The organism is Streptomyces sp. NPDC051963, from assembly GCF_044593495.1.
GTDB lineage: Bacteria > Actinomycetota > Actinomycetes > Streptomycetales > Streptomycetaceae > Streptomyces.
Genome location: NZ_JBIUCC010000004.1, coordinates 842639 through 867859 on the forward strand (window position 1 = coordinate 842639; position 25221 = coordinate 867859).

At 71.1% G+C, this 25221-nt stretch carries 19 protein-coding genes; 5 read left to right on the forward strand and 14 right to left on the reverse strand.

The genetic code is table 11. The features are described 5' to 3' along the window. Positions 1-618: 618 nt before the first annotated feature. The 5 genes from ACIHFB_RS20380 to ACIHFB_RS20400 form a co-directional block, all read right to left on the reverse strand. Positions 619-1434, reverse strand: coding sequence for a GNAT family N-acetyltransferase (locus ACIHFB_RS20380; RefSeq protein WP_400127564.1), 816 nt, complete (start codon positions 1432-1434; stop codon positions 619-621). A 344-nt stretch (positions 1435-1778) separates the two neighbouring features. Continuing rightward, entirely contained in the window at positions 1779-3998 is a 2220-nt protein-coding gene (locus ACIHFB_RS20385) for an IucA/IucC family protein (RefSeq protein WP_400127527.1), read from the reverse strand. A 153-nt stretch (positions 3999-4151) separates the two neighbouring features. Beyond that, positions 4152-5807 (reverse strand): diaminobutyrate--2-oxoglutarate transaminase family protein, encoded by a 1656-nt coding sequence (locus ACIHFB_RS20390; RefSeq protein WP_400127528.1) that lies wholly within the window; start codon positions 5805-5807, stop codon positions 4152-4154. A gap of 247 nt (positions 5808-6054) precedes the next feature. Further along, positions 6055-6909 carry a hypothetical protein gene (locus ACIHFB_RS20395; RefSeq protein WP_365285288.1) on the reverse strand — a complete coding sequence of 285 codons (855 nt, stop codon included), beginning with the start codon at positions 6907-6909 and terminating at the stop codon, positions 6055-6057. Next, the gene (locus ACIHFB_RS20400) at positions 6909-7307 is read right to left on the reverse strand and encodes a hypothetical protein (RefSeq protein ID WP_365285286.1); all 399 of its coding nucleotides are present in this window, start codon (positions 7305-7307) and stop codon (positions 6909-6911) included. Before ACIHFB_RS20400 ends, ACIHFB_RS20395 begins: the two co-directional genes overlap by 1 nt. A 140-nt stretch (positions 7308-7447) precedes the next feature. On the opposite strand from ACIHFB_RS20400, the gene ACIHFB_RS20405 reads away from it, so the two are divergent. After that, a complete protein-coding gene (locus ACIHFB_RS20405; protein WP_400127529.1) occupies positions 7448-8113 on the forward strand; it encodes a hypothetical protein in 666 nt (221 codons plus the stop codon). A gap of 18 nt (positions 8114-8131) precedes the next feature. Further along, entirely contained in the window at positions 8132-11143 is a 3012-nt protein-coding gene (locus tag ACIHFB_RS20410; RefSeq protein ID WP_400127530.1) for a CHAT domain-containing protein, read from the forward strand. Positions 11144-11621: 478 nt separating this feature from the next. On the opposite strand, the gene ACIHFB_RS20415 is transcribed toward ACIHFB_RS20410, so the two are convergent. The 3 genes from ACIHFB_RS20415 to ACIHFB_RS20425 are packed head-to-tail and all read right to left on the reverse strand — an operon-like array spanning position 11622 to position 15409. Beyond that, entirely contained in the window at positions 11622-12866 is a 1245-nt protein-coding gene (locus ACIHFB_RS20415) for a mannosyltransferase family protein (protein WP_400127531.1), read from the reverse strand. Positions 12867-12902: 36 nt separating this feature from the next. Continuing rightward, on the reverse strand, positions 12903-14168 hold the full coding sequence (locus ACIHFB_RS20420; protein WP_400127532.1) for a hypothetical protein: 1266 nt from the start codon (positions 14166-14168) through the stop codon (positions 12903-12905). Beyond that, a complete protein-coding gene (locus ACIHFB_RS20425) occupies positions 14165-15409 on the reverse strand; it encodes a glycosyltransferase (RefSeq protein ID WP_365285278.1) in 1245 nt (414 codons plus the stop codon). Before ACIHFB_RS20425 ends, ACIHFB_RS20420 begins: the two co-directional genes overlap by 4 nt. Positions 15410-15556: 147 nt before the next feature. On the opposite strand from ACIHFB_RS20425, the gene ACIHFB_RS20430 reads away from it, so the two are divergent. Both ACIHFB_RS20430 and ACIHFB_RS20435 read left to right on the forward strand, forming a co-directional pair. Further along, positions 15557-15829 (forward strand): hypothetical protein, encoded by a 273-nt coding sequence (locus ACIHFB_RS20430; RefSeq protein ID WP_365285276.1) that lies wholly within the window; start codon positions 15557-15559, stop codon positions 15827-15829. Continuing rightward, entirely contained in the window at positions 15826-16080 is a 255-nt protein-coding gene (locus ACIHFB_RS20435) for a hypothetical protein (protein WP_365285274.1), read from the forward strand. Before ACIHFB_RS20430 ends, ACIHFB_RS20435 begins: the two co-directional genes overlap by 4 nt. Here the strand turns inward: ACIHFB_RS20435 and ACIHFB_RS20440 are convergent. After that, positions 16061-16567 carry a SigE family RNA polymerase sigma factor gene (locus ACIHFB_RS20440; RefSeq protein ID WP_365285272.1) on the reverse strand — a complete coding sequence of 169 codons (507 nt, stop codon included), beginning with the start codon at positions 16565-16567 and terminating at the stop codon, positions 16061-16063. The genes ACIHFB_RS20435 and ACIHFB_RS20440 overlap by 20 nt on opposite strands. A 264-nt stretch (positions 16568-16831) precedes the next feature. On the opposite strand from ACIHFB_RS20440, the gene ACIHFB_RS20445 reads away from it, so the two are divergent. Then, positions 16832-18052: a trypsin-like serine peptidase gene (locus ACIHFB_RS20445; protein ID WP_400127533.1), complete on the forward strand. Its 1221-nt coding sequence runs from the start codon at positions 16832-16834 to the stop codon at positions 18050-18052. Between the two features lie 55 nt (positions 18053-18107). Here ACIHFB_RS20445 and hflX read toward each other — a convergent pair whose 3' ends face one another. The 5 genes from hflX to ACIHFB_RS20470 form a co-directional block, all read right to left on the reverse strand. Beyond that, on the reverse strand, positions 18108-19601 hold the full coding sequence (gene hflX / locus ACIHFB_RS20450; RefSeq protein WP_365285268.1) for a GTPase HflX: 1494 nt from the start codon (positions 19599-19601) through the stop codon (positions 18108-18110). Positions 19602-19735: 134 nt separating this feature from the next. Further along, positions 19736-21199: a M1 family metallopeptidase gene (locus tag ACIHFB_RS20455; RefSeq protein ID WP_400127534.1), complete on the reverse strand. Its 1464-nt coding sequence runs from the start codon at positions 21197-21199 to the stop codon at positions 19736-19738. Positions 21200-21327: 128 nt separating this feature from the next. Then, on the reverse strand, positions 21328-23442 hold the full coding sequence (locus ACIHFB_RS20460) for a RelA/SpoT family protein (protein WP_400127535.1): 2115 nt from the start codon (positions 23440-23442) through the stop codon (positions 21328-21330). Between the two features lie 278 nt (positions 23443-23720). Continuing rightward, positions 23721-24599 carry a diaminopimelate epimerase gene (gene dapF, locus ACIHFB_RS20465; protein WP_400127536.1) on the reverse strand — a complete coding sequence of 293 codons (879 nt, stop codon included), beginning with the start codon at positions 24597-24599 and terminating at the stop codon, positions 23721-23723. A gap of 45 nt (positions 24600-24644) precedes the next feature. Then, on the reverse strand, positions 24645-25142 hold the full coding sequence (locus ACIHFB_RS20470) for a hypothetical protein (protein WP_365285437.1): 498 nt from the start codon (positions 25140-25142) through the stop codon (positions 24645-24647). Positions 25143-25221: the final 79 nt, after the last annotated feature.

Sequence of the window (25221 nt, forward strand, 5' to 3'; positions counted from 1 at the left end):
ACCCTACGACCCGCCACTGACACACGAGTCGTCAAGGCGGGGCGAGGGGCTGGATCAAGACCGTGGGCTCTGTGGTGAGGGATCGGATCGTTTCGGTTGCCGGTCGGTGGTGACCTGATCGGCGCGGATGCGGCGCAGTGGGTGCACGGATCTTTTCGGTTGTGGGTGCGGGTGGGTTGGTCGCGGAGCGGAGCTGCGGGGCGATTCTGCGGAAATGCGGGGCCGAGGGCGGGTCGGTGCGCGGGGGTGCCGGTCCGTGGTCCAGCGCCGGCCGGTTGGGCCTGGCATGTGTCGGTGGCTGGACATCTGGGGCTGGGGATGGGTGGAGATGGGTGGCTGGAGATCGCCCACGCCAAGGACTGTCACGGCGCTGGTCGGCCTCTGGCAGGTTGACCGGCCTTTTGCAGGGTGCTGTACGGACCTGGGCAGGACGCCGATCGGACGCGGACAAGACGCCGATCGGACGCGGACAGGAGGACGATCGGGTACGAGCCACAGCACGCCGACCGGGCACGGGCCGCATGGCGTCGACCTGCTCGATCCGAGATCAGTCCGGCGCGAGTGGGAACCGGATCGGCGCGAGCGGTGTACCAAAAGTGAGGACGCGCCGACACGGCGTTACAGCAGATCGCGTAGGGAACGGTCTCGGACCATCAGGGCGGCCCGCTTGGCAGGCAGCTCGATCTCGGCCGAGAACCGGAAGCCTGCAGCCAGGAAAGCGGCTACGGAGGGGGTGTTGCGAAGGTCAGGTTCCGCGATGACGCGTGCGCAAGCGAGCCGCTTGTCGAGCGCGAGGTCGGCGACGGCTCTGAGCAGGGTGCTGCCGAGTCCCCGTCCGCGATCGGCGACACCACCGATGAGGAGGTGGATTCCGGTGTCGTGAGGTCGAGCGGGATAGTGACGGGCCAGCGGGTCGAGGTCCGCTCGGTAGATCTCCCAGTAGCTCATCGGCGTGCCCTCCAGCAGGCCGAGGCAGGGGATGCTGCGTCCGTCTCCGGTGAGCTGGGCCCACACATGGTCCTCGGTCGCATTCTGGGAACCTCCCAGCCCCCAGAATGCCGTCACGGCAGGGTCGTTCATCCAGTGGCTGATGAGCGGCAGGTCCCGTTCGACGCTCACGGGAACAAGCTGGAACACGCCTGCTGGTGTGACGGTCGGCCCCCAGTCGGCGACGCGGTCGAGCAAGTCGTGGTCGAGCAGATCATGGTCGCGCAGATCATGATGGGCCTGGGTGGAAGAGAGGGAACGAGGCGCGTCCCCACCGCGGCTCCGCTTCCCGTCGGTGTCGGCATGCGTGCCTGCCGCGGCCCGCTCGTAGACGTCCGCTCGCCTCCCGGAGTGAGCGTGCACATGCGCGTCCGTGTGCTCCTCCACGTCGGCCTGCTCGTACGTGCCCGTGCGCTCCCCCGCGTCCACCGGCTCCCCCGCGTCCACCGGCTCACCCGTGTCCGTCGGCTCCTCCGCGTCCCCCTGCTCGTACGCGTTCGTCCGCTTCTCCGCGTCGGCCCGTTCCTTCGCGAGGAGCGCGATGAACTCGTCGGGCAGCCGCAGGTCGAGCGTGTCCTCTGCGTCCGTCCCCGGGAGGTCGCTCGTCCCGGTGCTGCTCTCGCCGGCATCAGGGCTTGGGCGTGTGCCGCTCTGGTCAGCGGGGGCGGGACCGCATTCGGTGGTACCTGCGGTACCCGCGTCGGCGCTCGCGTCGGTGGGAGGCACTGCGACGCTCCTCTCAGGAGACGGGGTGGGGCATGTTCCTCGGAATTGAAGGGAGTTGGTGATGTTCAGGAGTGGAGGGGGTTGGCGATGGTGACGTAGACGGACTGGGTGTCGACCGGGCCGATCAGCTCGTCGAGGCCGTGCAGCCGGGTCAGCAGGTTGGCCTTGCAACGAAGCACGGGTGAATCGAGGAGGTGGGCGGGCAGGGAGCTGCGCAAGCGTGCTGGGCCGGAAGCGACCTCGCCGAGGAAACGGCGGAAGGCGGCGAGCAGCAGTTGCTCACCGGCGAGGCGCTGGGAGCCGAAGGCCCCGATGAGACCGAGCACGTTGTTGATCGCCAGGTAGTAGGCGAAGCGCTCGTCGGTGACCTCGTCGGAGACAAAGGTGCCGCTCTGCCGGCCGACACCAGGTAGCCGGGCTTCGAGTTCCGCGCGCCAGGATTCGCGGAAGTAGTAGCCCTGGTTGTCTCGGTAGCGGCCTCCGATGGGCCAGCCGTCGGCGTCCAGCAGGAGCAGCGTGTTCTGCTGGTGTGCCTCCAGCGCGATCCCCGCCTCCGCGTCCAGCCACAGGATCGGGCGGACAACCTGCTCCAGGTAGCGGAGGAACCACTCGGTGGCAACCGCGGCCAGTGGGCGACCGGTCCGGGCGGCGAGACGCGTGACCAGCTCTGCCAGACGGGACTTGACGGGTGCTCCCCGCAGCCCGCCGGCCCTGGAACGGCCGGCCCTACCCGATGGACGGCAGGGCAGGGGCGAGACGAGTCCTGCGATGCAGGCGACGTCGTCCGAAGGGCCAAACGGGTTGTGCCGGATCATCACGTCGAGGCCGGCCACGGCATTGCCGTCCGGCGCGTCCACGGCGAGCCAGGCAGGGTCGCGGACGATGTCGAAGCCCGGGTGGACCGCCTGCCACTGCTTGGCGAGGCCGCTGCGCAGCAGACGGTGGACCTCGACGCCTCGGTGAAGCTCCTTACGGAGGTTCTCCCGGCGAGAGTTGGTGATGCGCAGGCCCAAGGACAGCTTGAGCATCGCGGGGGCGTCGGGGCGGTAGACGGTTCGCACGGAAGAGGTGGGATGCCAGGGCGGGCCATGCTCGCCGAGGTCACGGAGCAGTCCTGCGTCGAGCAGGGCCGCGGTCTCGGGGCGGTGGTGAACCTCGCGCAGTTGCCAGGGATGCAGCGGAAGGGCGGCGTAGCCGTCGGGCAGAGGCAGTTCCGCCTCGGCCAGTCGTGCTGTGAGGTGCAGGGCCGGGACGGGGCGGCCGCGTTCGGTCCAGGCGGAGTCGGTGGCGAACAAGGAGGGGGCGACAGCGAGCCAGTGCAAGGGGAAGGAGCCGCGCAACTCGGGTGAGTACCGCCGCGCTTCGCCCTCGGAGAGACCTTCTCGGCTCTTCGGGGTCGGATGCAGCGGGTGGCCGAGGAGGAGTGCTTGTTCCGCCGCGAGGAAGTGGTCGGGTGGGTCGGAGGTGTGCTGCCGACGGTCCGTGATGAAGGAGCTGGTCAGCCGGACGGAGTCGGCGACGCGGGCGACGAGATCGGTGCGATGGGCGACGCCGGGGGCGGTGCTCTCGGAAGGGTGGAGGGCAGTGCTCTCGGAGGGGTAGGGACCGGTGCGATCGGCGACGTCGGGGACGGTGCTCTCATAGGGCTGGGCGCAGGCCTCCGAGGCCGTGGCAGACGCGTCGGCCTTTCCTTCTCCCGGAGTTGTCTCCCTGGTGAGGAGCGCCGCGACCATGACGGCGTCGATCGGTGGAGAGGTCTCAGGGGCGTCGACGAGGCGGGGCAGGCCGAAGCGGTGGCAGCCCGTCGGGGACCAGTAGTGGACCGGGACGAGCAGGGTCACGCCGCTGACCGGCAGGGGGATACGGAGCGTGCCGCTGCCGGCCTGGGATCCGGTGCCGGCGTCGGCATCGGTGCCGGTGTCGCTCGCACTGCCGCTGCCGCTACCGATGTCGGTACCGGGATCGGCGCCGGGAGAAGGGAGGTTGTTCTCGCGTACCCAGCAGCGCAGCAGGTTCTCCACGGCCGCCGCCTGAGCCGCCGTATGCGGGTCGGCATGTTCCAAGAGGTCGACGGCGGCACCCTTTGACCATCCGGCGTCGAGGCCTACGTCCTGCTCGGGTGGGCGTTCCCGGTCGGGAGCCCCGCCCTGCTCCGGGACCCTTTCCGGCCGCTCGGCGGCTGACGGGGAGGTCGGCTCGCTCGTCGCCGTCAGGGGACTCCCGAGCTCGGCGGAGTCGGCCGGAGCGGTGTGGGCGTGGGCGTCGGGTGCGGGGGTGGTGTTCAACGCGGTTCCTCGTGAGGCGGTTCTGGTTCGTTGCGCGACGAGATCTGGAGGTGGGACGGGATGTGTGAAAGGGCCGACCGGGCGGCAGGCCGATGCCTGAACGAGCAGTGCGTGCACGGACGTTCGGGGCCGGCCTGGCCCTGGTCGCCGGGTCTACCCCGCTCGCTCGGCACGGGCGCCGGCACGGCGGCGCGACGGGTGCGTCGGGTGCGGCTCGTCGGGACGGGTGTGGCCGCGGGCCACCGCTGCCACGGCGTCGGCCAGTCGGTCGAGTACCGCGGCCGCCTGCTCGTCGGTGATCGTCAGTGGTGGCAGGAGCCGTACGACGCTCGAGTGCCGACCGCCGAGTTCGACGATCAGGCCGCGGCGCAGGCACTCCCGCTGTACGGCGGCCGCGAGTTCGGGAGAGGCGGGACGAGGGGAACGTACGGCTGTCAGGGCATCCGCCCGGCCAACTGCCCTGTCAGATCGGTCGAGTGCGGTGGGACTTGCACCTGCCCGACCATCAGCAGAATCCGAAGAATCCGAACCGCTCCTCAACCCTCCGCGGCCCCCCGCCGAGGTACCCCCGACACACCCCTCGCCCTCGCCCTCGCCCTCGACCCCCGGCTCACCCTCCGCGCCCGCCTCGGCCTCCGGGTCCACCACCTCAACCCCCATCATCAGCCCCCGCCCCCGCACATCGCCCACGCAAGGGAACTCATCGGCAAGGGAGTGGAGTTGGGAGAGCATCCGGGTACCGAGTTCGGCCGCGCGCTCGGCGAGTCGGTTCTCGCGGACGTAGGCGAGCGTGGCCGTCCCCGCGGCCATGGCGAGCTGATTGCCGCGGAACGTGCCTGCGTGGGCGCCGGGTTCCCAGACGTCGAGGTCGTCGCGGTAGACCACGAGCGCCAGCGGCAGGCTGCCGCCGATGGCCTTGGAGAGGACCATCACGTCGGGGGTGACTCCGCTGTGCTCGACCGCCCAGAAGGCGCCGGTGCGCCCGACGCCCGTCTGGACCTCGTCGGCGATCAGCGGGATGGACCGAGCGGCGGTGATCTCCCGGATTCGGCGCATCCAGGTGTCGGGCGCGGGCATCACCCCGCCCTCGCCCTGCACGGGTTCGAGGATCATCCCGGCGGGGCGCGGTACCCCGGACTTCGGGTCGTCGAGAACGGACTCGGTCCAGCGGGCGGCGAGTTCGGCACCGTGTGCGCCGCCGACGCCGAACGGGCAGCGGTAGTCCTGCGGATAGGGCAGCCGGGTGACCCGTACGTCGAAGGCGTGTCCGGACGCTTCGAGGGCGCCGGCGGTCATCCCGTGGTATGCGCCGGTGAAGGCGAGCATTCCGGTGCGTCCGGTGGCGGACCGTACGAGCTTGAAGGCGGCCTCCACGGCGTCCGTGCCGGCGGGTCCGCAGAACTGCACGCGCGCGCGGTCGGCGAGGCCGGGCGGCAGGGTACCGAACAGTTCGGTGATGAAGGCGTCCTTGACGGGTGTCGCCAGGTCGAGGACGTGCAGGGGTGCGCCGGAGTCGAGGACGTTGCGGATGGCCTCCAGGACCACGGGGTGGTTGTGGCCGAGGGCGAGGGTTCCGGCGCCGGAGAGGCAGTCGAGGTATCGGCGTCCGTCCGCGCCCTCGATGGTCAGTCCGCGTGCCCGCACGGGCACGATCGGCAGGGCGCGCGCGTAGGTGCGTGCCGCCGATTCGCGCGCCGACTGGCGCCGCAGGATCCCCTCGTGCACGGAGCCCGACCCCGTGGACTGACCCACCATGGACACGCCCGCCGACTCGCTGATGCCCCCGGGCGCAGACTCGGTCACGGTCACGGCTCCCTGTCCTCCCGCTGTCCAGGGGTGCCCGAGTCCCGGCAGCACCGCCCGACGTCCGACACCCGACCTTGCTCGCGCGCTTGGCGCAGGGGGCCGCGCACGCAGACAGCAGGCCGCCCCCCACCGCTACCAACCGCGCACCGACGGCCGGGTTACGGGTTGTTTCAAGATCCTTGCCGTGACGGAACCGTTGCCGGTCCAGCAGGGCCCCAGGTGAGGAGATGTCTGACAGCCAACCCGACGTTCACGCCTCGCCCCGCCGCTGAGGCGTGCCTCCCTTGTGCAGCTGGTCGTTGATCGCGTCGGCGACGGACGGCGGCAGCGCCTTGCCCGGCTCGAGGTGATGGCCGAGTTCCTCGGCGAGTGTTCGGTGCTGGAGGTCCACCGTGGCCTCGACGGCGTCGGCGAAGACAGCCGCTGCGAGCCGGCCGCGTCGCCAGGCCGCCGTGAACACCACGCCCGCCACGATCGCCGCCGGCCACCAGAACACCGTCAGGGCCGCGTAGCACGCGGCCCACCCGGCGATGGTGCAGGCCAGGTCGATGCGGGCCCGCGCCTGCTGGACCAGTGCCCGGGTGTCTTCGTCCACCAGCTGCCACAGTCGGGGCCAGACGAGCGCGAGTGACAGTCCGTACTGGGCACTGATCCTGGTGTCGGCCAGCAGCAGCCGGTCGCCGATCCAAGTGGCTGTCTGCGGCAGGTAGTCGGCGGGCAACCACGCCTGTGCCGTACGAAGTCTTGCTCGTGCCCTATCGGCCCGCCGCCGGGTGAGCCCGTTACCGAGGGCCGCCAGCGGGCCGCGCCAGCGTCCGAGCCACAACGCGCGTACGGCGCCGCCGACCAGCCGTGCCAGCGAGCTGACCGCCACGGCGGCGCCCACCGCGAGCAGTCCGTACGCCAGCGCCTCCGCCGGGTGGTCGCGTACGAGGGTGCCCAACGCCCGTGCGTCGGCCCTGACTTCGGCGACGGAGAAGGCGTGGGAGTGGCCGAGCCGTACCGCGAGCGCGGCGACCGTGACCCACAGCGCGCCCGGTCCCAGGGTCGAGGCGAGCCACCGGTCGGGCAGGCGCCTGGTCACCTCGACCATCAGTGCGCTCATCAGGGCCCTTGGTCCGCGGCCCGGCGTACGAACCTCATGTGTTCGTCCGACAGCGCGCAGCGGGGCGGTCGGCCGTGGTCGTCCCGGTCGGCGCGGCGCGCACAGCGTCGTAGCGGACAGACGTAGTCGCCCATGAGTACGGGAGGGGGCAGCCAGTCGGTGGTCGCGCCGTCGATGCCGGACTCGCCACCGCGTGTGCCCGGGCGGCCGTCGGGGTGTACGTCCAGGGCCAGTTCGCGGCATGCCGCGACCGCGGAGCCGCCTGCGGAGACCTCGGCGACATGGCGGTCGAGGATGTCCTCCCAGAACCCGCGCGCGGCCCGGATGCGCAACGTCGGCAGCGCGGTGCACAACACGGTGATGGCCAGTCGTTCTTCGTCAACGTGCCGCTCGACCACGACCCACTCAGCCCCTTCTCGGCCCCAACCCGGCTACGGTTGGCATTGGTTGACGAGCCTATCGGGCCTGTCGGGCCCTGTGGTGTGTCGTGTTCCGGGCGGGGCACGACCGGCGGCGCGATCCGACGGAGGGACGAGCGGTGCGATGGTTCAAGGAGATGCGGCGGGGCCGTAGGTCGGTCGGTGCCGCGCCCGTTGGAGTGTGCGACTCCTGCAACGCCGTTTTGGACCGTACGGCCGGGTATTTCCTGTCGACGAGGGACGTCGTGCTCTCCAGGGCGTACTGGAAGCGCGCCTTCGAGCAGTCGAAGCCGATGGTGGACGCATTCGGCTTGGCGGACGGTCAACTGCTTGAGTTTTTCCAGGACTGCCTGCAGTCGACGGCCGGTCAGCGGTCTCCGTGGAGCATCTGCGAGGAGTGCAGCGAGATGTTCGTCTTCGACCGCGATTCCGGGCGGTCGCACGCCGTCCAGAACACCAGGCCTCCCGGCGCGGGCAGTGTGGATCCCTCCGGGTGCGTGCTGTTCGCCGCCGCGGGGTGGGAGCAGGTGTTCGGCCGGTGGCCGGCGAATGTGACGCCCGAGGCCCTCATGGACTCCTGCGACCTCTGCCGGGCGAGCATGTACTCCGGTGAGTTCACCTTCACCGTTCCCGAGGACCGCATGGGCGAGTTCCGCAGCCAGGGGTTCGTCGACGGCGACCCGGTGCGCCCGCTCCGCCCCGACAAAGGCGGCTGGGTGATTTGCCACACCTGTGCGGCCAGGCTCTTCGCCCGCTCCCACCGTGCGAGCCACAACCCGGAGTGAACCGGTCCGATGGCACCCGTGTGGAGACGCAGGAAAACGCGTCCGTCGTACCAGAGCCGGAAGCTCGCCGAACTCGGCATGCACTGGCTGGAGCGCTACGACCGGGGCGGCGGGGCCGACAACCTCGACCAGGCGGCCACCTGCTTCGAGCTGGCGCTGGCGAACACCCCCGACCATGACCCCGAACGTCCGACCCGGCTGATCCAGCTCGGTCTCGCCTACCGCGAGCGCTTCGGGGCTCGTGGTGTGCTCGCCGATCTGGACCGTGCGATCGGCTTCATCGAGCAGGCGGTGGAGTCCTCCCCCGACGACGAGCAGCTGACCACCGCTCTGTCCAACCTCGGCCTCGCCCACCGGGAGCGTTACCGGCACGGCGGGCTCGGCGCCGACCTCGACCGGGCGATCGCGTACCTGGAGCGGGTGTTGACCATCACTCGCGCCCCGGACCCCGACCGGGCGGGGATCCTCTCCAATCTGGGCGGCGCCCATCTCTACCGCTTCGAGACCGGCGGGGCCGCGGGCGACCTCGACCAGTCCATCCGGTGCCAGGAACAGGCCGTCGCCCTGACCCCCGAGGGCCATGCGAGGGGTGCCGTGCGGACGTCCAACCTCGGCCTCGCCCACCTGACCCGGTACCGGCTCGCTGGAGCGACCGGCGATCTGGACCGGGCCATCGCGTGCATCGGGCGGGCCGTGGCGGTCACCCGGGACGGCGACCCGGCCCTCGCCCATCGGCTGTCCAACCTCGGTGTGGCACACCGGGAGCGCTACGAGCGCCACGGCGCGGCGCCCGACCTGGACCGGGCGATCGCACTGCTCGAACAGGCCGGGGCGTCCCTGCCGGACGGGCACCCCGATGCCCCGGCGCTGGCATCCAACCTGGGACGCGCCTTTGTCGAGCGGTTCGAGTCGGGCGGCGTACTCGCCGACCTGGACCGCGCCATCGAGCTCGATCAGCAGGCCCTCCCGAATGTTCCGGAGGGACACATCGCACGGTCCACGATCCTCGCCAACCTCGGTGTCGCCCACCAGTTGCGGCACCGCCGCAGCGGGGCACTCTCCCAGCTGGACCACGCGATCGGCCTTCTCGAGGAGGCGCTCGCCGCAAGCCCGGACGGCCATTTCGAGCAACCGATCCGGCTGGCGGAGCTCGGGCACGCCCATCTCGACCGCTTCGCGACTGCCGGAGCACTCGTCGATCTGCAGCGGGCGATCGTCCTCTACGAACGTGCCCTCGCGGAAATGCCGGAGGAACACGCCAAGCGGCCGGGCATCCTGTCCGACCTCGCCTCCGCCTACGTGCACAGGTACGAACGCGGTGAGGAAACCACCGACTTGGAGCGGGCGATCGGTCTCCTGGAGCATGCGGTCGCCACCGCCCCGGAGGGCCACGCGCGACGCCCGATCTTCCTGACGAATCTCAGCCACGCCCATCTGCTGGGGCTGGACTCGGGCGCCTTGCCCCCTGACGACCGGGCATTGCGCACGCTGGTTCAGGATGTCGCCTCGGTCGTGGGCGGGGCTCCGCAGGACCGGGTCTGGGTCGGCCGGTCCGTGGGGACGCTGGCCCACGCGATGGGGGAGCACGCCACCGCCGTGCAAGTTCTCGACGCCGCGGTGGCGTTGCTGCCGGCCGTCACCGCCAGGGACGCCGCGTGGAGCGACCAGGAGCACCGTCTCGGCAGCCATCTCGGCCTGGTCAGCGAGGCCGTCGCCGCCCACTGCGCGGTGGGCGACCCCACCGGTGCGCTGGAGGTCGCCGAGCTCGGCCGGGGCGTACTGCTCGCCGCACAGCTGGACTCCCGCACGGATCTCACCGACCTCGGCAAGGCGCTGCCCGACCTCGCCACCGAATTCCGCCGGGTCCGCGACGAACTCAACACACCGACGCCCGGGCCGACGCAGGAGCGGGCCCGGGCTTGGTCCCGGCACGACGAGTTGCTCCTCGAAATCCGCCGGAACCCGGCCTTCCGCCGCTTCCTGCTCCCGCCACGCCTCACCGACCTGCGGACGGCCACAGCCGACGGCACCGTGGTCATGGTCAACTCCGGTCGGCAGCGCGGGGACGCGATCCTCCTCGGCCCCGGCGGCGACCCGCTGACGGTGCCTCTGCCGGACCTCGTCCACAGCGACGTACACGCATACGGCGAGGCACTGCTGGAAGCCATCCACGAAACCGGCGGTTTCGCCGGAGTGCTGCGCCGCAACGTCCTGCCGAAGATCCTGGGCTGGTTGTGGGACACGATCGTGGAGCCGGTGGTCCGTGCCCTTCCCGCCACCGGTCCGCAGCCGAGGGTGTGGTGGCTGCCCACCGGCCTCATCGGCCTGTTTCCCCTGCATGCCGCGGGGCATCCCGGCCGGCCCGGCGCCCTCGACGCGGTGGTGTCCTCCTACACGTCGACCCTGAGGGCACTCGCCCACGCACACGCCCGGCCCACCGCCCTCACCCGGCGTCAGCTCGTCGTCGCCCTGGCCCGCACCCCGGGGCTTCACGACCTTCCCGGCAGCATCGCCGAGGCGGACAACCTGCACAGCCGCGCCCCCGACGCGCCGTTGCTGTCCGACGAGGACGCCACCGTCGGCCAGGTGCTGGCCCACCTGCCCGAGTCCACGTGGGCGCACTTCGCGTGCCATGCCGGCGCCAACCTCTCCGCGCCTTCGGAAGGAGGACTACGGCTGTACGACGGCACCCTGACCATCCCGGAGATCAGCCGCCTCCAACTGGCCGACGCCGAACTCGCCTACCTGTCCGCGTGCTCGACCGCGCACCGGGGGTGGCAGCACGCCGAGGAGTCCATCCACCTGGCGTCGGCCTTCCAGCTGGCGGGGTTCCGACACGTCATCGCGACCCTCTGGCCCCTGGCCGACGACATCGCCGCGACCGCCGCCCACGCCTTCTACCGAGCCCTTCCGCCGAGCCCCACCGCGGTCGACGCCGCCCAGGCGTTGCACCAGGTCGCCCACGCCCTCCGCGACCGACACCCCACCCAACCCGACCTGTGGGCTCCGCTGATCCACAGCGGACCGTAGTGGCCCAGCCGACAACGAGGCCGGACGCTCAGAGCGTTCGGATGCCGAACCACGCCCTCCACGACCCCGGTGCGACGGCACGCTGTCCGTCGATGCCGATCCACGCCGGTGCGTCGGGTGCCTTGAATATCCCGCCGCAGTCGCGGTGCCGCATCTTGCGAGCCCGGGATTTGATCACGAAGGGCAGAATGCACTCGTTGCAGATCCAGCGCCCGCAGCGGTCGCACCGCCATGCCTCCATGGCGCTCGACAAGTTGCGGGCGGTGTCGTCGAGAGGGCCGGCGGACGGAGAGGGGCCTCCCCAGAGCTGTTCTGTCAGAGCCTGGTGTTTCGACTCCATCTGATCGGGGGGCACCGGCCGGGCACAGATTCCGCACGATTCGCCAGAATGTCGCTCACTGTCGGCTGTCACGGTAGCCACACATACCCCGTGGACGACGTCCCACTCGGCCACCGATACGGGGTGGTCGCGATTCGGTCAGCCTGCCCAGCGGCCCGAGGTGAACGTCACCGTGAGGACCACCATCAGCGGTGCCACGACGGCGAGATACGCGTCCCTGACCCAGTGGCGCCGCAGGCTCCAGTGGGCCAGGCCGGTCCACAGGGGCCACCAGAGCAAGGTGGCGCGGGGAACCGACAGATACCAGTAGGACGTTCCCAGGGCCCAGAGGTTGAGCGCGATGAACACGACCTCCGGCCAGCGGCGGCGGTACAACAGCAGGGCCAGGAGCAGCAGTCCGGTCGCCATCGCGGCCAGTTCGAGCTGGAACTCCCAGGCGTAGCCGGTGTTCTGGAGGTGGTCGAAGGCGTTCCGCCAGGTGTTCCGGAGGGCTTCGGCCGGGCTGTGGAAGTCCCGGTACCAGCCGCGTTCCTGGGCGTGCTTCCAGGCCAGCCAGTCTCCGGTGTGCGCGTGCAGATAGACCGTGTAGGCCGCGGCGGGCACTGCGGGCAGCGCGCACCAGGACAGCGCCCGCAGTCGCCGTGTGCCGCGGTGGCCGTCGCGGGCCGTCAGGAACTCGACCGCGATCGCCGCGGCCAGGAACAGTCCGCTGACCCGGGTGGTGGTGGCCGCGGCCCCGAGGAGGCCGGCGAGGAGCCAGTTGCGGTTCTTCGCCGCGAGCCAGGCCGGCAGCGCGAACGCGAGGAAGAGCGACTCGGTGTATCCGGCGGCCAGGAACACCGCGGCGGGCGACAACAGCAGGAAGGCGACGGCCCGTTGACCGGCCCGGGCACCGTCCGTACGGCCCAGCCCGGCGATCCGGGCCAGCGCCACCACGGCGACGGCACCGCTGACCAGGGAGATCAGCAGCCCGGCCGCGGTCCAGTCGGCGATGACGGTGTGTACGGCTCGGAGAGCGAACGGGAAGCCCGGGAAGAAGGCCACGCGGTTGTCGGACGCGGGATCGTTCCCGGGGAAGGAGCCGAAGTAGCCGTATTCCGCTATGTGTTGGTAGTGCGCCCAGTCCCACTGCGCCCAGTGCGACAGCCAGGGGGCGGGTGCCTTGACGTTCCCCCCTTTGGGGAACAGCCACGCGGTGCAGTAGGCGACGAGCCACAGTCCCAGCCGCGTGAGCAGATAGAGCCGCAGTACCCGGCGATCCCCGGGGGTCAGTCGGTGGAGCAGCCGCCGTACCCGGGCGCCGGGGATCTGGGGTTTCCGTCCCGGGGCCCGGTGTGCCGGACTCGCCTCCGACGGTGCGGAGGTGGGCAGGGTCGTGGTCATCGTCCGTCCGTTCTGTGATGCGTGGGGTCGGCCGGGTTACGGGACGCCGAGTTCGAAGAGGACGTAGCCCGCGTACGAGCCGGAGGCCACGGCGGCGAGGCCGAGCACCGTGCACTGGAGGCGCAGGCTGAGGCGGCGCAGGGCGACGGCGAGCGGGATGAACAGCGGGAACGCCGGGAGCAGATAGCGGGAGACGTTGCCGAAGATCTGCTGGCTGCCCAGGACCAGGGCGAGGGTGAGGACCGGGTAGACGACCAGGACGGCCGGCGGACGCAGCCGGATCAGCAGCGGGACGAGCATGGCCGCCAGCAGGACCACGCCGACGCCGATGAGGTCCGCGACGGGCCATGCGTAGAGGTAGTCGTTGTGGCCCACCGCGACGGAGGTGATGACGTCCAGGGTCTGGCGGCCGTAGTCGAACTCATGGGCCCAGGCGCCCGACTGGAGCTTGAAGTAGCCGCCGTAGTCGCCCATGCGGTGGCCCACCCAGGCCAGGTATCCGAGCAGTCCCAGCGGGGCGACGGCCACCGCGGCCAGTGGGCGCAGGATGCCTTCCTGGCGGCGGTTCCGGTGGACCGCGAGGAGCGCGGCGACGGCGAGTGCGGCGATCAGTGCGCCGGCGGTGGGGCGGTTGAGCCCGGCCGCGCAGGTGAGGAGACCGGCGGTGAGCCAGCGGCGGGTCATGACCGCATAGCAGGCCCAGGCGGCCAGGGCGACGTAGAGGGAGTCGGAGTAGACCGCCCACTCCACGCCGGAGCCGGGCCAGACGGCCCACAGCCCGGCCGCGGCCAGCCCGGCACGTCGGCCGCCGAAGTGTGCGGTCACGGCGTAGATCGCCAGGGCCGCCGCAAAGGAGGAGACGACGGAGACGAGCAGGCCGGCACCGTACAGGCCGAGGCCGGTGATCTCGGAGACGAGCCGCATCAGTGCCGGGTAGAGCGGGAAGAACGCCGCCGAGTTGCCCTCGATGGTGATCAGTCCGGTGGCTCCGGGGATCGGGCGGAGTTCGGGGTGGTAGCCGTGCGCGGCGATCTGCTGGTACCACCAGCCGTCCCATGTGGCCAGGACGTCCCAGGGATGGGTGCCGCCGCCGAAGCGCGGGTTCTTCGTCCGGAAGTCCCCGGCGGAGTCGAGGAGGTACATGAAGACGGAGAAGCCGATGAGCTTCAGTACGCCGAACATCGCCAGGGGCGGACCGTAGCGCTCGACCGTGCGGCGCAGCTGCCGGCGGCGGTCGGGCACGGCACGGTACGGGGGCACGGCGGTGGGTCGGGCCGTGAGCGTCGTGTTCGTGGGGTTCATGAGGCGCTCCGTCCCGGTGACCGGGTGCCGAACACCCAGGCCCTGAAGAGCAGGAACCGCAGTAGCGTCGCGGCCAGGTTGGCGGCGACCAGCACGGCGAGTTCGGTGCGGCGGGTCGCGGTGGGGGCCGTGTGGTGCAGTGCGGCGAGCGATCCGCTGGTGAGCGCCAGGCCGATGAGGAAGGTCACCAGACCCCGGGCCTGGTGACGCAGGGCGCCGCTGCGGCCACGGAGGCCGAAGGTGAGCCGCCGGTTCGCGGCCGTGTTGGCGACGGCACAGGCCAGCAGGGCCAGCGCGTTGGCGGCCTGCGGTCCCGTCGCCGGACGCAGCACCGCGTACAGCAGCAGGTATCCGAGGGTGCTGACGGCTCCTACGGCCGCGAAGCGCGCCAGTTGCGTGACCAGCCCTCGGGACGGCTCGTCATCGCCTCGGTGCAGTGTGGCCGGTGGCAGGGTGCCGCGGGCCAGGGCGCGGCCGATCCGGGCGATGCCGCGCAGATCGGCGAGCGCCGTGGCGAGGAGGTCGACCCGGCTGTCGGGGTCGTCCACCCAGTCCACCGGCACCTCGTGGATCCGTAGCCCGGCCCGCTCGGCGATCACCAGCAGCTCGGTGTCGAAGAACCACCCGGAGTCCTGCACCAGGGGCAGCAGTTGCTCGGCGACCTCGCGCCGCACCGCCTTGAATCCGCACTGCGCGTCGGAGAAGCCCACGGCGAGGGTGGAGCGCAGCAGGACGTTGTAGCAGCGGGAGATGATCTCCCTCTTGGGGCCGCGCACCACCCGGGAGCCATGGGCCAGCCGGGTGCCGATGGCGAGGTCGGAGTGCCCGGAGATCAGCGGGGCCACCAGCGGGAGCAGCGCGGCCAGTCCGGTCGACAGGTCGACGTCGACGTACGCCAGCACCGGGGCCCGTGACTGTGACCAGGCCGCCCGCAGCGCACGCCCCCTGCCCTTCTCGGCCAGCCGGATCCACTCCGCCTCGGGCAGCTCGCCGGCCAGCCGGGCGGCGATCCGTGGAGTGCCGTCGGTGCTGGCGTTGTCGGCGATGGTGATGCGGAACGGATACGGGAACGTCTCGCGCAGGTGGGCGTGCAGCCGCCGGACGCTGCGCTCCAGGTCCGCTTCCTCGTTGAACACCGGCACGACGACGTCCAGGACGGGCTCCGGGTGGTGGGCGGGGACCGGGGCGGGGCGAGGCAGACCCTCCGTGTCCGCCACAGCGACCGTGCCGTCATTTCTCATGTTTTGTCCCTGTCTGCGTTCTGGCGTGGGGCATGCGGAAGGCACGCGCGGCACTGGGTGAGGGGGTTAGGGGTGAAGGAGTGCGCGAGAGGACAGGGCTAGTCGGCGGCTCCGACGCTCGACGACACAGGGGCCGTCGGCTCGTCGGTGCCCGTGGTCCCGTGCGTGGTCTCCGTGGCCGTGGGCGGCGGTGCACTGGCCGTGCCCGTGGTGCTGTTGACGGTGCTGTCGTCGGAGACCCCGGGCTCCGTGGCCGGAGGGCTCGTCGAGGCGGGCGGGGTGGTGGGGTCGGCGGAGGACCCGTCGGGGTTCGTCGAGGCGGTGGTGGACGAGGTCGCGGACGAGGTCGCGCTCGGGGACACATCGGGTGGGGAGGAGGGACTGGAGGAGGACTCCGGGCTGAAGGCCGGCCGTGGGTGAGGAGCGCTGGGCTCGACCGTGACCGGACGGTCGGGCAGCAGGAACAGCCCGACGCTGAGTCCGGCGACCGCCAGAACGGAACCGACGGCCGCCTGCACCGCGCGGGCACGACGGCGGGCCCGGACCCCCGCCCGGAGACGGTCCTGGTGCTGTGGCTCGAAGGGGGTGTGCTCCTGGGTGTCGCGCATGAGCTGCGCCAACTGCCGTTCGAAGTGGTCCATGACTTCTCCCTCACCCCACCGGCTCGATGACATCGGCCAGGATCCGGCGCAGCCGGGCCACCCCGCGCGAGGCATGCGACCGTGCGGTGCCCACCGGGCACCCCAGGGCCTGGGCGACCTGTGCCTCGGGCAGATCCTGGTAATAGCGCAGCACCACCGCGGCCCGCTGCCGGGGCGTCAGCTGGGCCAGCGCGGCCTCCAGCCGCGAGCGCTCCGCCACGGTCGCGGACACATCGCCCGGCACCGCCACGTCGGGCAACTGCTCCACCGGGCGCTCGCCCCACCAGCGCCGACGGGCCGAGCGGGCCGCCGCCCGCGTCAGCACTTTGCGTACGTATGCCTCCGGAGCCTCCTCGGCGATCTTCGGCCAGACGAACCACAGCTTGACCAAGGACTCCTGCAAGAGGTCCTCGGCCCGATGCCGGTCGCCCCCGGTGAGCAGACGGGCCAGGTGGAACAACCCGGACCAGCGGGCCGCCACGAACTCGTCGAACTCACCGGCCCGAACTTGTTCCATCCGCGCTGTCCCCGTTCTCGCCGGCTGCCTACACCAGGGAGAAGGCCCTGACACCCACCGCACGCTGCACTTGCGGCCGGTGACATGGATCACAGACCGTGGCCGGCTCCGGTTGAAGGGCTCGGCGTAGCGAAACCGTTGCCGTTCCGTCGGAAGTCACCCACAGCGAGCGCATAGTGTGAGTTGCCGTTCCTGGACGCCGTGGCATCAGAACGGGTCACGGCCGCAGCGCCGAATTTCGTTCATCTCAGGGGGAGTCGCATCATGCGATCGACAAGGCCTTCGTCCACCGCTCGCCGAGCAGGGAGCGCGCGCCGCAGAACCTCCCCCGTACTGGCCGCGGTTGCGCTGGTCTCCGCCCTGGTGCTCACCGCGACGGCCTGCGGCTCGGGCGGCGCCGAGACGGACGCGCGGGCCTCGGACTCCGCCGCGGCGGAGGGCGATGACAAGATCACGATTCCGGACGACCTGGTGGACCGGCTCAAGGAGCACGGGATCGACCTGGACAACTGGAAGGACGGCGCCTGGAAGAACTGGGACAAGGACGACTGGCTGCGCGAGGCCGAGGATTTCGTCAACCCCATCATCGAGGACCTGTGGAACCCGGAACGGATGCGGGAAGCCGATGAGTTGGACCAGGGCGTGGACGACAGCGACCTCTCCGGTGACCAGGGTGTGACCGACCCGACGCCGGAGCCGGTGGACGCCGAGGCCGTCGCGTCTACGTACCACGACAACGCCCCCACGGCCGGGAAGCTGTTCTTCGACTCCCCCGAGGGCACGATGGTCTGCTCGGCGACGGTCGTGCAGGACCCGGCACACCCCGGCAAGTCCAACATGGTGTGGACGGCGGGCCACTGTGTGCACGCGGGCAAGAGCGGCGGCTGGTTCCGCAACATCGCGTTCGTGCCGTCGTACAACGACTCGCGCATGTCAGCGGCGGAGCTGGCGAACGCCACCCAGGAGGAGGTCGCTCCGTACGGCGTCTGGTGGGGCGAGTGGGCGCAGACCTCGGACCAGTGGATCGCGCAGGGCGGTGCGACGGGCGGGGACGGTGCGTCGTACGACTTCGCCGTCATCCATGTGACGCCCGAGAACGGCGACGGCAAGTCGCTGGAGGAGACCGTCGGTTCGGCGCTGCCGGTGGACTTCGCGGCTCCGGCCGTGCAGCAGGTGCAGAGCATCACGGCGACCGGTTACCCGGCGGCGGCGCCCTTCGACGGCGAGACGATGTACCAGTGCCAGGACAAGCCCGGGCGGCTGTCGATCAACGCCGCCGACCCGACCATGTACCGCATCGGGTGCACCATGACCGGCGGTTCCTCCGGCGGCGGCTGGGTCACCACGGGTGCGGACGGCGAGCAGGCGCTGGTGTCCAACACCTCGATCGGCCCGGCGACTTCGGGCTGGCTGGCGGGTCCACGGCTGGGTGACGTGGCCAAGGGCGTGTACGACTCGGTGAGCGAGAAGTTCGCCGGCCAGTGACGCCGAAAGGCCCGCCCCTGCTTTCGCGGGGCGGGCCTTTCAGTGTTGTACGGCGTCAGGCGAGCGGTGCCGGAACGTACGGCGCGAGATCCGCCGCCAGTTCCTCGTGCACCCGCGCCTTGAGCAGCGTGCCCTCCGGGGTGTGGTCCTCGGAGATCACCTCGCCCTCGGTGTGGGCGCGGGCGACCAGCTTGCCGTGCGTGTACGGCACCAGCGCCTCGATCTCGACCGACGGTCGCGGCAGCTCGTTGTCGATGAGCCCGAGCAGGACGTCCATGCCCATGCCGGTGCGGGCCGAGACGGCGATGGCGCGCTTCTCGATCCGCAGCAGCCGCTGGAGCGTCAGCGGGTCCGCCGCGTCGGCCTTGTTGATCACGACGATCTCCGGTACGTCGGTGGCGCCGACGTCCCTGATCACCTCGCGTACGGCGGCCAGCTGCTCCTCCGGGTTCGGGTGCGAACCGTCGACCACGTGCAGGATCAGGTCGGACTCGCCGACCTCCTCCATCGTGGAGCGGAACGCCTCGACCAGGTGGTGCGGCAGATGCCGGACGAAGCCGACGGTGTCCGCCAGCGTGTACAGCCGCCCGCTCGGGGTCTCGGCCCGGCGGACGGTCGGGTCCAGGGTCGCGAACAGAGCGTTCTCGACCAGGACGCCCGCGCCGGTGAGACGGTTGAGCAGCGAGGACTTTCCGGCGTTGGTGTAGCCCGCGATGGCGACCGAGGGCACCTTGTGGCGCTTGCGCTCCTGGCGCTTGATCTCGCGGCCGGTCTTCATCTCCGCGATCTCCCGGCGCATCTTCGCCATCTTCTCGCGGATCCGGCGCCGGTCCGTCTCGATCTTGGTCTCACCGGGACCACGGGTGGCGAGACCGCCGCCCTTGCCGCCGCCCATCTGCCGGGACAGCGACTGACCCCAGCCGCGCAGCCTCGGCAGCATGTACTGCATCTGCGCGAGCGCGACCTGCGCCTTGCCCTCTCGGGACTTGGCGTGCTGGGCGAAGATGTCGAGGATCAGGGCCGTACGGTCGATGACCTTGACCTTGACGACGTCTTCGAGGTGGATCAGCTGACCAGGGCTGAGCTCACCATCGCAGATTACGGTGTCCGCGCCCGATTCGAGGACGACGTCCCGCAGCTCGTCGGCCTTGCCGGAGCCGATGTACGTCGCCGCGTCGGGCTTGTCGCGGCGCTGGATCACGCCGTCGAGCACAAGCGCGCCCGCGGTCTCCGCGAGGGCGGCGAGCTCCGCGAGGGAGTTCTCCGCGTCGTCGGAGGTCCCCGTGGTCCAGACACCGACGAGCACGACGCGCTCCAGACGGAGCTGTCGGTACTCGACCTCGGTGACGTCCTCGAGCTCGGTGGAGAGGCCTGCCACGCGGCGCAGGGCCGCGCGCTCGGAGCGGTCGAACTGCTCGCCGTCCCGCTCTCCGTCGATCTCGTGGCTCCAGGCGACGTCCTCTTCCATCAGGGCATCGGCCCGAAGACCTTCGGGGTAGGTGTGCGCAAGGCGCTCAGTGTCCTGGGAAGGGGAAGAAGAGGAGGTCATTGGGTCCTTACGTCGTTGGGGATGCCGTTACGGCGCTCAATGTTCTCAACGTACGAGCACTCCGGGAGATTCCCGTGCCCCGTACCGCGCCGACCTGAAGATGGTCGCACGGGACGGGGCGTCTCGTCATCGGGTTATTTGTCCGCCGCCTTCTGCTTCCAATCCGGGTGACCGGGCATCGGCGGGGTCTTCTTGCCGTACAGCCAGCCCTGGAAGAACCCGCCGAGGTCCCGTCCGGACACCTCGGAGGCGAGGCGCACGAATTCGGCGGTCGTCGCGGCGCCGTCCTGGTGCTCCCGCACCCAGGCCCGCTCCAGGCGCTCGAAGGCGGTGCGGCCGATCTTCTCGCGCAGTGCGTACAGGATGAGTGCGGCGCCGTCGTAGACGTTGGGGCGGAAGATGCCGATCTTCTGGCCGGGCCCGGGCACCTTGGGTGCGGCCGGCGGTCCCCCGGCGGCACGCCAGCGGTCGGAGTTGGCGTAGGCGGCCTTCATCCGGGTCCGCATCGCCTTGTCCGCCTTCTCCTCCGCGTACAGGGCCTCGTACCAGGTGGCATGTCCCTCGCTGAGCCACAGGTCCGACCAGGTGCGGGGGCTGACGCTGTTGCCGAACCACTGGTGGGCCAGCTCATGGACCATGATCGAGTCGACGAACCACGCGGGGAAGCCGGACTCGACGAACAGATCTCTCTCGAAGAGAGAGAGGGTCTGCGTCTCGAGTTCGAACCCGGTGTCCGCCTCCGCGATGAGCAGGCCGTACGTCTCGAAGGGGTACGACCCGAGCTTGCTCTCCATCCACTTGATCTGGCCCGGGGTCTTCTTGAGCCACGGTTCGAGACGCTTGCGGTCCTTGGTGGGGACGACGTCCCGGACCGGCAGACCGTGCGGTCCGGTGCGGTGCAGCACGGTGGAGCGGCCGATGGCGACCTGCGCGAGTTCGGTGGCCATGGGATGCCGGGTCCGGTACGTCCACGTCGTCGCCCCGCGCGCGTGGTCGACGTCGGTCTGCATCCCGTTGGCGACGGCGGTGTGACCGTCGGGTGCGGTGACCCGGATGGTGAACATCGCCTTGTCCGAGGGGTGGTCGTTGCACGGGAACACCAGGTGGGCGACGTCGGCCTGATTGGCCATGACGAGCCCGTCGGCGGTCCGCACCCAGCCGCCGTCCCGGCCCCCGGCCGCCGGGCGGGGATCGCTGGTGTGCCGCACGGTGATCCGCATCCAGCTGCCGGCGGGCAGCCGTTGCCCGGGGGTGACGACCAGATCCTCACCCGCGTTGGAGAAGGCCGCCTTCTCCCCGTTGACCTGGACCGACTTGACCTTGCCGTGCGTGAAGTCGAGGTTGACGCGGTCCAGTGCGGTGGTCGTCCAGGCGCTGATCGTCGTGACGGCCTGGAGGGGCTTGTCGTTGGTGCCGGGATAGCTGAAGGAGAGGTCGTACGACGCGACGTCGTATCCGGGGTTGCCCAGGTGCGGGAAGAGGCGGTCGCCGACACCGAGGGGGGTCGGCGGGGCACCGGCCGCGACGAGGCAGACGGACACGGCAGAGGCGAGCAGGGCAGCCTTCAGCCGTCGGGGGGTGCGGAGGGTGAGCAGCATGCACCACGGCTACCAGGGCGCACCCGGAGCGCGGTGACGACGCGCGTCCGGCCCACTCGAACGGGGTCCTGAAGGAGGCCGTACCGAGCTGCACGCGCGCGTGGTCGGCGTCCGGCGCGGTACGGGCCTCACGCTCCCGGCGTCTGTGCCCGCCCGACGTCGTACACCCCGGGTACGTTCCGCATGGCGCGCATCAGGGCGGGGAGGTGGGCGGCGTCCGGTAGTTGGAGGGTGTAGGTGTGGCGGACGCGTTGCTGGCTCGGGGGTTCGACGGTCGCCGACACGATCTCGGCGCCCTCCAGGGCGATGGCTTCCGTCAGGTCGGCCAGGAGATGGGGGCGGCCGAACGATTCGGCGACCAGGGTGACCCGGCACTCGGTGGTGTCGCCCCAGCGCACGCCGACCTCCGGGCGCCCCGCGCTCTTCATCCGCACCACCCCGGCGCACTCGACGCGGTGCACGGTCACCACTCCCCCGCGGACCGAGAAACCGGTGACCTCGTCGGGCGGTACGGGCGTGCAGCAGCCGGCGAGTCGTACGGTCGCGCCGGGCTGGTCGACGACCGCGTTCGCGGTGCCCGGCCGGGTGGCGGGGCCGTCGGCGGCGGGCCGCGGGGACGCGGTCGGTGCCTCGGGACGGCGCTCGGCCTCGGGCTCGGCCGACGAGGGGTGCGTCGCGAGCCACCGTTGGATCGCGATCCGGGCCGCCGGGGTGTGCGCGTGCTCCAGCCACTCCCTGGAGGGCTCGGAGGCCGGGTCCTGCCCCATCAGGAGCTGAACGGTGTCGCCGTCCCGCAGGACGGTGCTCAGCGTCGCCAGGCGGCCGTTGACGCGGGCGCCGATGCAGGCGTGCGCGTCCTCGCCGTACTGCGCGTACGCGGCGTCCACGCAGGTCGCGCCGTCGGGCAGGCCCAGCCTGCCGCCGTCGGGCCGGAACACGGCGATCTCGCGGTCCTGGGCGAGGTCCTCGCGCAGGGTGGACCAGAAGGTGTCGGGGTCGGGGGCGCCCTCCTGCCAGTCGAGCAGCCGGGACAGCCAGCCGGGCCGGGTGGGGTCGACGCGCTCGCCGTCGGCCGGGTCCTCGGGGGCGGGTGCGTAGGGATTGCCGAGCGCGACGACACCGGCCTCGGCGACCTTGTGCATCTGGTGTGTGCGGATGAGGACTTCGGCCACCTGGCCGTCCTCCCGGGCGACGGCGGTGTGCAGCGACTGGTAGAGGTTGAACTTCGGGACGGCGATGAAGTCCTTGAACTCCGAGACGACGGGCGTCATACAGGTGTGGAGCTCGCCCAGGACGCCATAACAGTCCGCGTCCTCGCTCACCAGGACCAGCAGCCGGCCGAAGTCGCAGCCCCTGAGGCGCCCCCGCTTCCGGGCCACCCGGTGCACGGAGACGAAGTGCCGCGGCCGGATGAGGACTTCGGCCTGGATGTCGGCGTCGCGCAGGACCGTGCGCACCTCGTCGGCGATCTCGGCGAGCGGGTCGTCGGGACGCACCGCGTTCTCGACGATCAAATCGCGTGTGTGCTCGTGCTCCTCGGGGAGCAGGATCGCGAAGACGAGGTCTTCCAGCTCGGTCTTGAGGGCCTGGACGCCGAGGCGTTCGGCGAGCGGGATGAGCACGTCCCGGGTGACCTTGGCGATGCGGGCCTGCTTCTCAGGGCGCATCACGCCGAGGGTGCGCATGTTGTGCAGCCGGTCGGCGAGTTTGATCGACATCACGCGGACGTCGCTGCCGGTGGCGACGAGCATCTTGCGGAAGGTCTCGGGTTCGGCGGCGGCGCCGTAGTCGACCTTCTCCAACTTCGTGACGCCGTCGACGAGATAGCGGACCTCGCGGCCGAACTGCTCGCCTACCTGATCGAGCGTCACCTCGGTGTCCTCGACGGTGTCGTGGAGCAGAGAGGCCGTCAAGGTCGTGGTCTCGGCGCCGAGTTCGGCGAGGATCAGGGTCACGGCGAGCGGATGTGTGATGTACGGCTCGCCGCTCTTGCGCATCTGCCCGCGGTGCGAGGACTCGGCCAGGACGTAGGCGCGGCGCAGGGGTTCGATGTCGGCGTCGGGGTAGTGGGCGCGGTGGGCCTCGACGACATGGCCGATGGCGTCGGGCAGCCGGTCGCGGGAGGTGGGGCCGAGCAGCGCGGCGCGGCCCAGGCGGCGCAGGTCGATCCTGGGGAGCGACCTCCTGCGGGGCCCTGTGGGGGCTACGGGACCTGCGGCAGGGTTCGTGGCCTCCGCACTCATGGGCACCTCCGGCTGCGTGGACCGGCGGACGGGGTTGCCCCATGGCGGACGGCGGCTCAGGGGATGGCTTGTTCCCCCGTCCGGGCCGGTGCTTGATGCTACCGAGCCCACCACGCGTGACTGACCGCCTCTCGCCGAGCGTGAAACGGATCACCCATTCGAGCGACCGACTGGATGTTTACGATTTCGCGCCATGTGACCTGCGGCCGAGGGCAGTTCCGTGTCTCACGAGCCCTTGGATTCAACGATTCCCGGCATCGGGGCCTCGATACGGACCATCACCGAACCGCGTTTTCCAGCCATTCCGCATCGATCTCTCCCTCGGCCACGATCACCGCGGGTCCGGTCATCTCGATCTCGCCGTCGGGCCGCTCGGTGATCACGAGGGTGCCGCCGGGCACATCGACGGTGTACGTCGCGGGAGTGCCGGTGACCGCGGGGTCGGCGCCGTCCCTGCGGGCGGCGGCCACGGCGACGGCGCACGCGCCCGTGCCGCACGAGCGGGTCTCGCCGGCGCCGCGCTCGTGCACGCGCAGGGCGACATGGGCGGGGCCGCGGTCGACGACGAACTCCACGTTCACCCCGTCCGGGTAGGCGGACGCCGGGCTGAAGGGCGGCGGGGAGTACAGACTGCCCGCGTGCGCGAGGTCCTCCACGAAGGCGACCGCGTGGGGGTTGCCCATGTTCACGTTCCGGGCGGGCCAGCTGCGGTCGCCCACGCTCACGGTGACGTCCTCCCCTTCAGGGAGACGCGCCTTGCCCATGCCGACGGTGATGGCACCGTCCTTCGCGATGTGCACGGTCTTCACGCCCCCGCGGGTGGCGACGGCGAGGTCACCTTCGGTGATCTGTCCGGCACGCCGGAGGTAGTGCGCGAACACCCGCACGCCGTTGCCGCACATCTCGGCGATCGAACCGTCGCCGTTGCGGTAGTCCATGAACCACTCCGCCTCGGCCGCCATGTCCTTGGCCTCGGGGTGCGCGGCGGATCGGACGACATGCAGCAGGCCGTCGCCGCCGATGCCCGCGCGCCGGTCGCACAGGGCGGCGACGGCGGCCGGGGGCAGGTCGAGGGCGTTCTCCGGGTCCGGGATGATCACGAAGTCGTTCTCCGTGCCGTGTCCCTTGAGGAAGGCGATCCGCGTGCGCGTGCTCATGCCTCGATCGTAAGGGGTGGGTACGACACGGCGCCCACGCCGGCCTCAGCGCAGCCGGGCCACTCGCCAGACGGCCAGCACCACCACGGCCGCGACCAGCACGACGTACGCGATCACGACCCGCCAGTCCAGGCGCCGCCCCGAGCCGCGCTGGGGCAGGCCGGGCCAGGTGTAGCCGACGCGGCGGGCGGCCGTCATGCCCCAGCCGGCCGCGCACGAGCAGATCAGCAGCCCCAGCATGGCGATCACGGCGCCGCTGTCGCCGAAGTCGAAGGCCAGCGGGAACGCGAACATCAGGGAGCCGAGCGCGGCCAGGGCGACGATGGGCGCGAGCTGCCAGATGCGTAGCCGGCGCTGCGGCCGCAGCTCGACCTCGACCTCCGGGCCGCCCGCGAACATCTCGTCCGGTTCAGGGCCGTCGTCGGTCACACCGTCCTCGTCGGGCCCGTCCGGGCTCAGACGGTCGCCGTCCTGCTCCTGCTCACCGCTCTCGGCGGTGAGGGGCTCGGTGTCTTGTGCGGTGTCGCGAGGGCCGGCCTCCATCGCCACGCGCCCTCCCAACTCGGACTCCACTTGGTCGATCGAAGCTCGATGATGGCACGGAGCCGGAGGCCGGGATGAC

What these genes read in the sequence shown, in the direction of transcription:
- ACIHFB_RS20470 (WP_365285437.1), bottom strand. Translation starts at nt 25,142, where the DNA reads ATGGAGGCCGGCCCTCGCGACACCGCACAAGACACCGAGCCCCTCACC.
- ACIHFB_RS20415 (WP_400127531.1), bottom strand. Translation starts at nt 12,866, where the DNA reads ATGACCACGACCCTGCCCACCTCCGCACCGTCGGAGGCGAGTCCGGCA.
- ACIHFB_RS20420 (WP_400127532.1), bottom strand. Translation starts at nt 14,168, where the DNA reads ATGAACCCCACGAACACGACGCTCACGGCCCGACCCACCGCCGTGCCC.
- hflX (WP_365285268.1), bottom strand. Translation starts at nt 19,601, where the DNA reads ATGACCTCCTCTTCTTCCCCTTCCCAGGACACTGAGCGCCTTGCGCAC.
- ACIHFB_RS20425 (WP_365285278.1), bottom strand. Translation starts at nt 15,409, where the DNA reads ATGAGAAATGACGGCACGGTCGCTGTGGCGGACACGGAGGGTCTGCCT.
- ACIHFB_RS20445 (WP_400127533.1), top strand. Translation starts at nt 16,832, where the DNA reads ATGCGATCGACAAGGCCTTCGTCCACCGCTCGCCGAGCAGGGAGCGCG.
- dapF (WP_400127536.1), bottom strand. Translation starts at nt 24,599, where the DNA reads ATGAGCACGCGCACGCGGATCGCCTTCCTCAAGGGACACGGCACGGAG.
- ACIHFB_RS20395 (WP_365285288.1), bottom strand. Translation starts at nt 6,909, where the DNA reads ATGAGCGCACTGATGGTCGAGGTGACCAGGCGCCTGCCCGACCGGTGG.
- ACIHFB_RS20455 (WP_400127534.1), bottom strand. Translation starts at nt 21,199, where the DNA reads ATGCTGCTCACCCTCCGCACCCCCCGACGGCTGAAGGCTGCCCTGCTC.
- ACIHFB_RS20440 (WP_365285272.1), bottom strand. Translation starts at nt 16,567, where the DNA reads ATGGAACAAGTTCGGGCCGGTGAGTTCGACGAGTTCGTGGCGGCCCGC.
- ACIHFB_RS20460 (WP_400127535.1), bottom strand. Translation starts at nt 23,442, where the DNA reads ATGAGTGCGGAGGCCACGAACCCTGCCGCAGGTCCCGTAGCCCCCACA.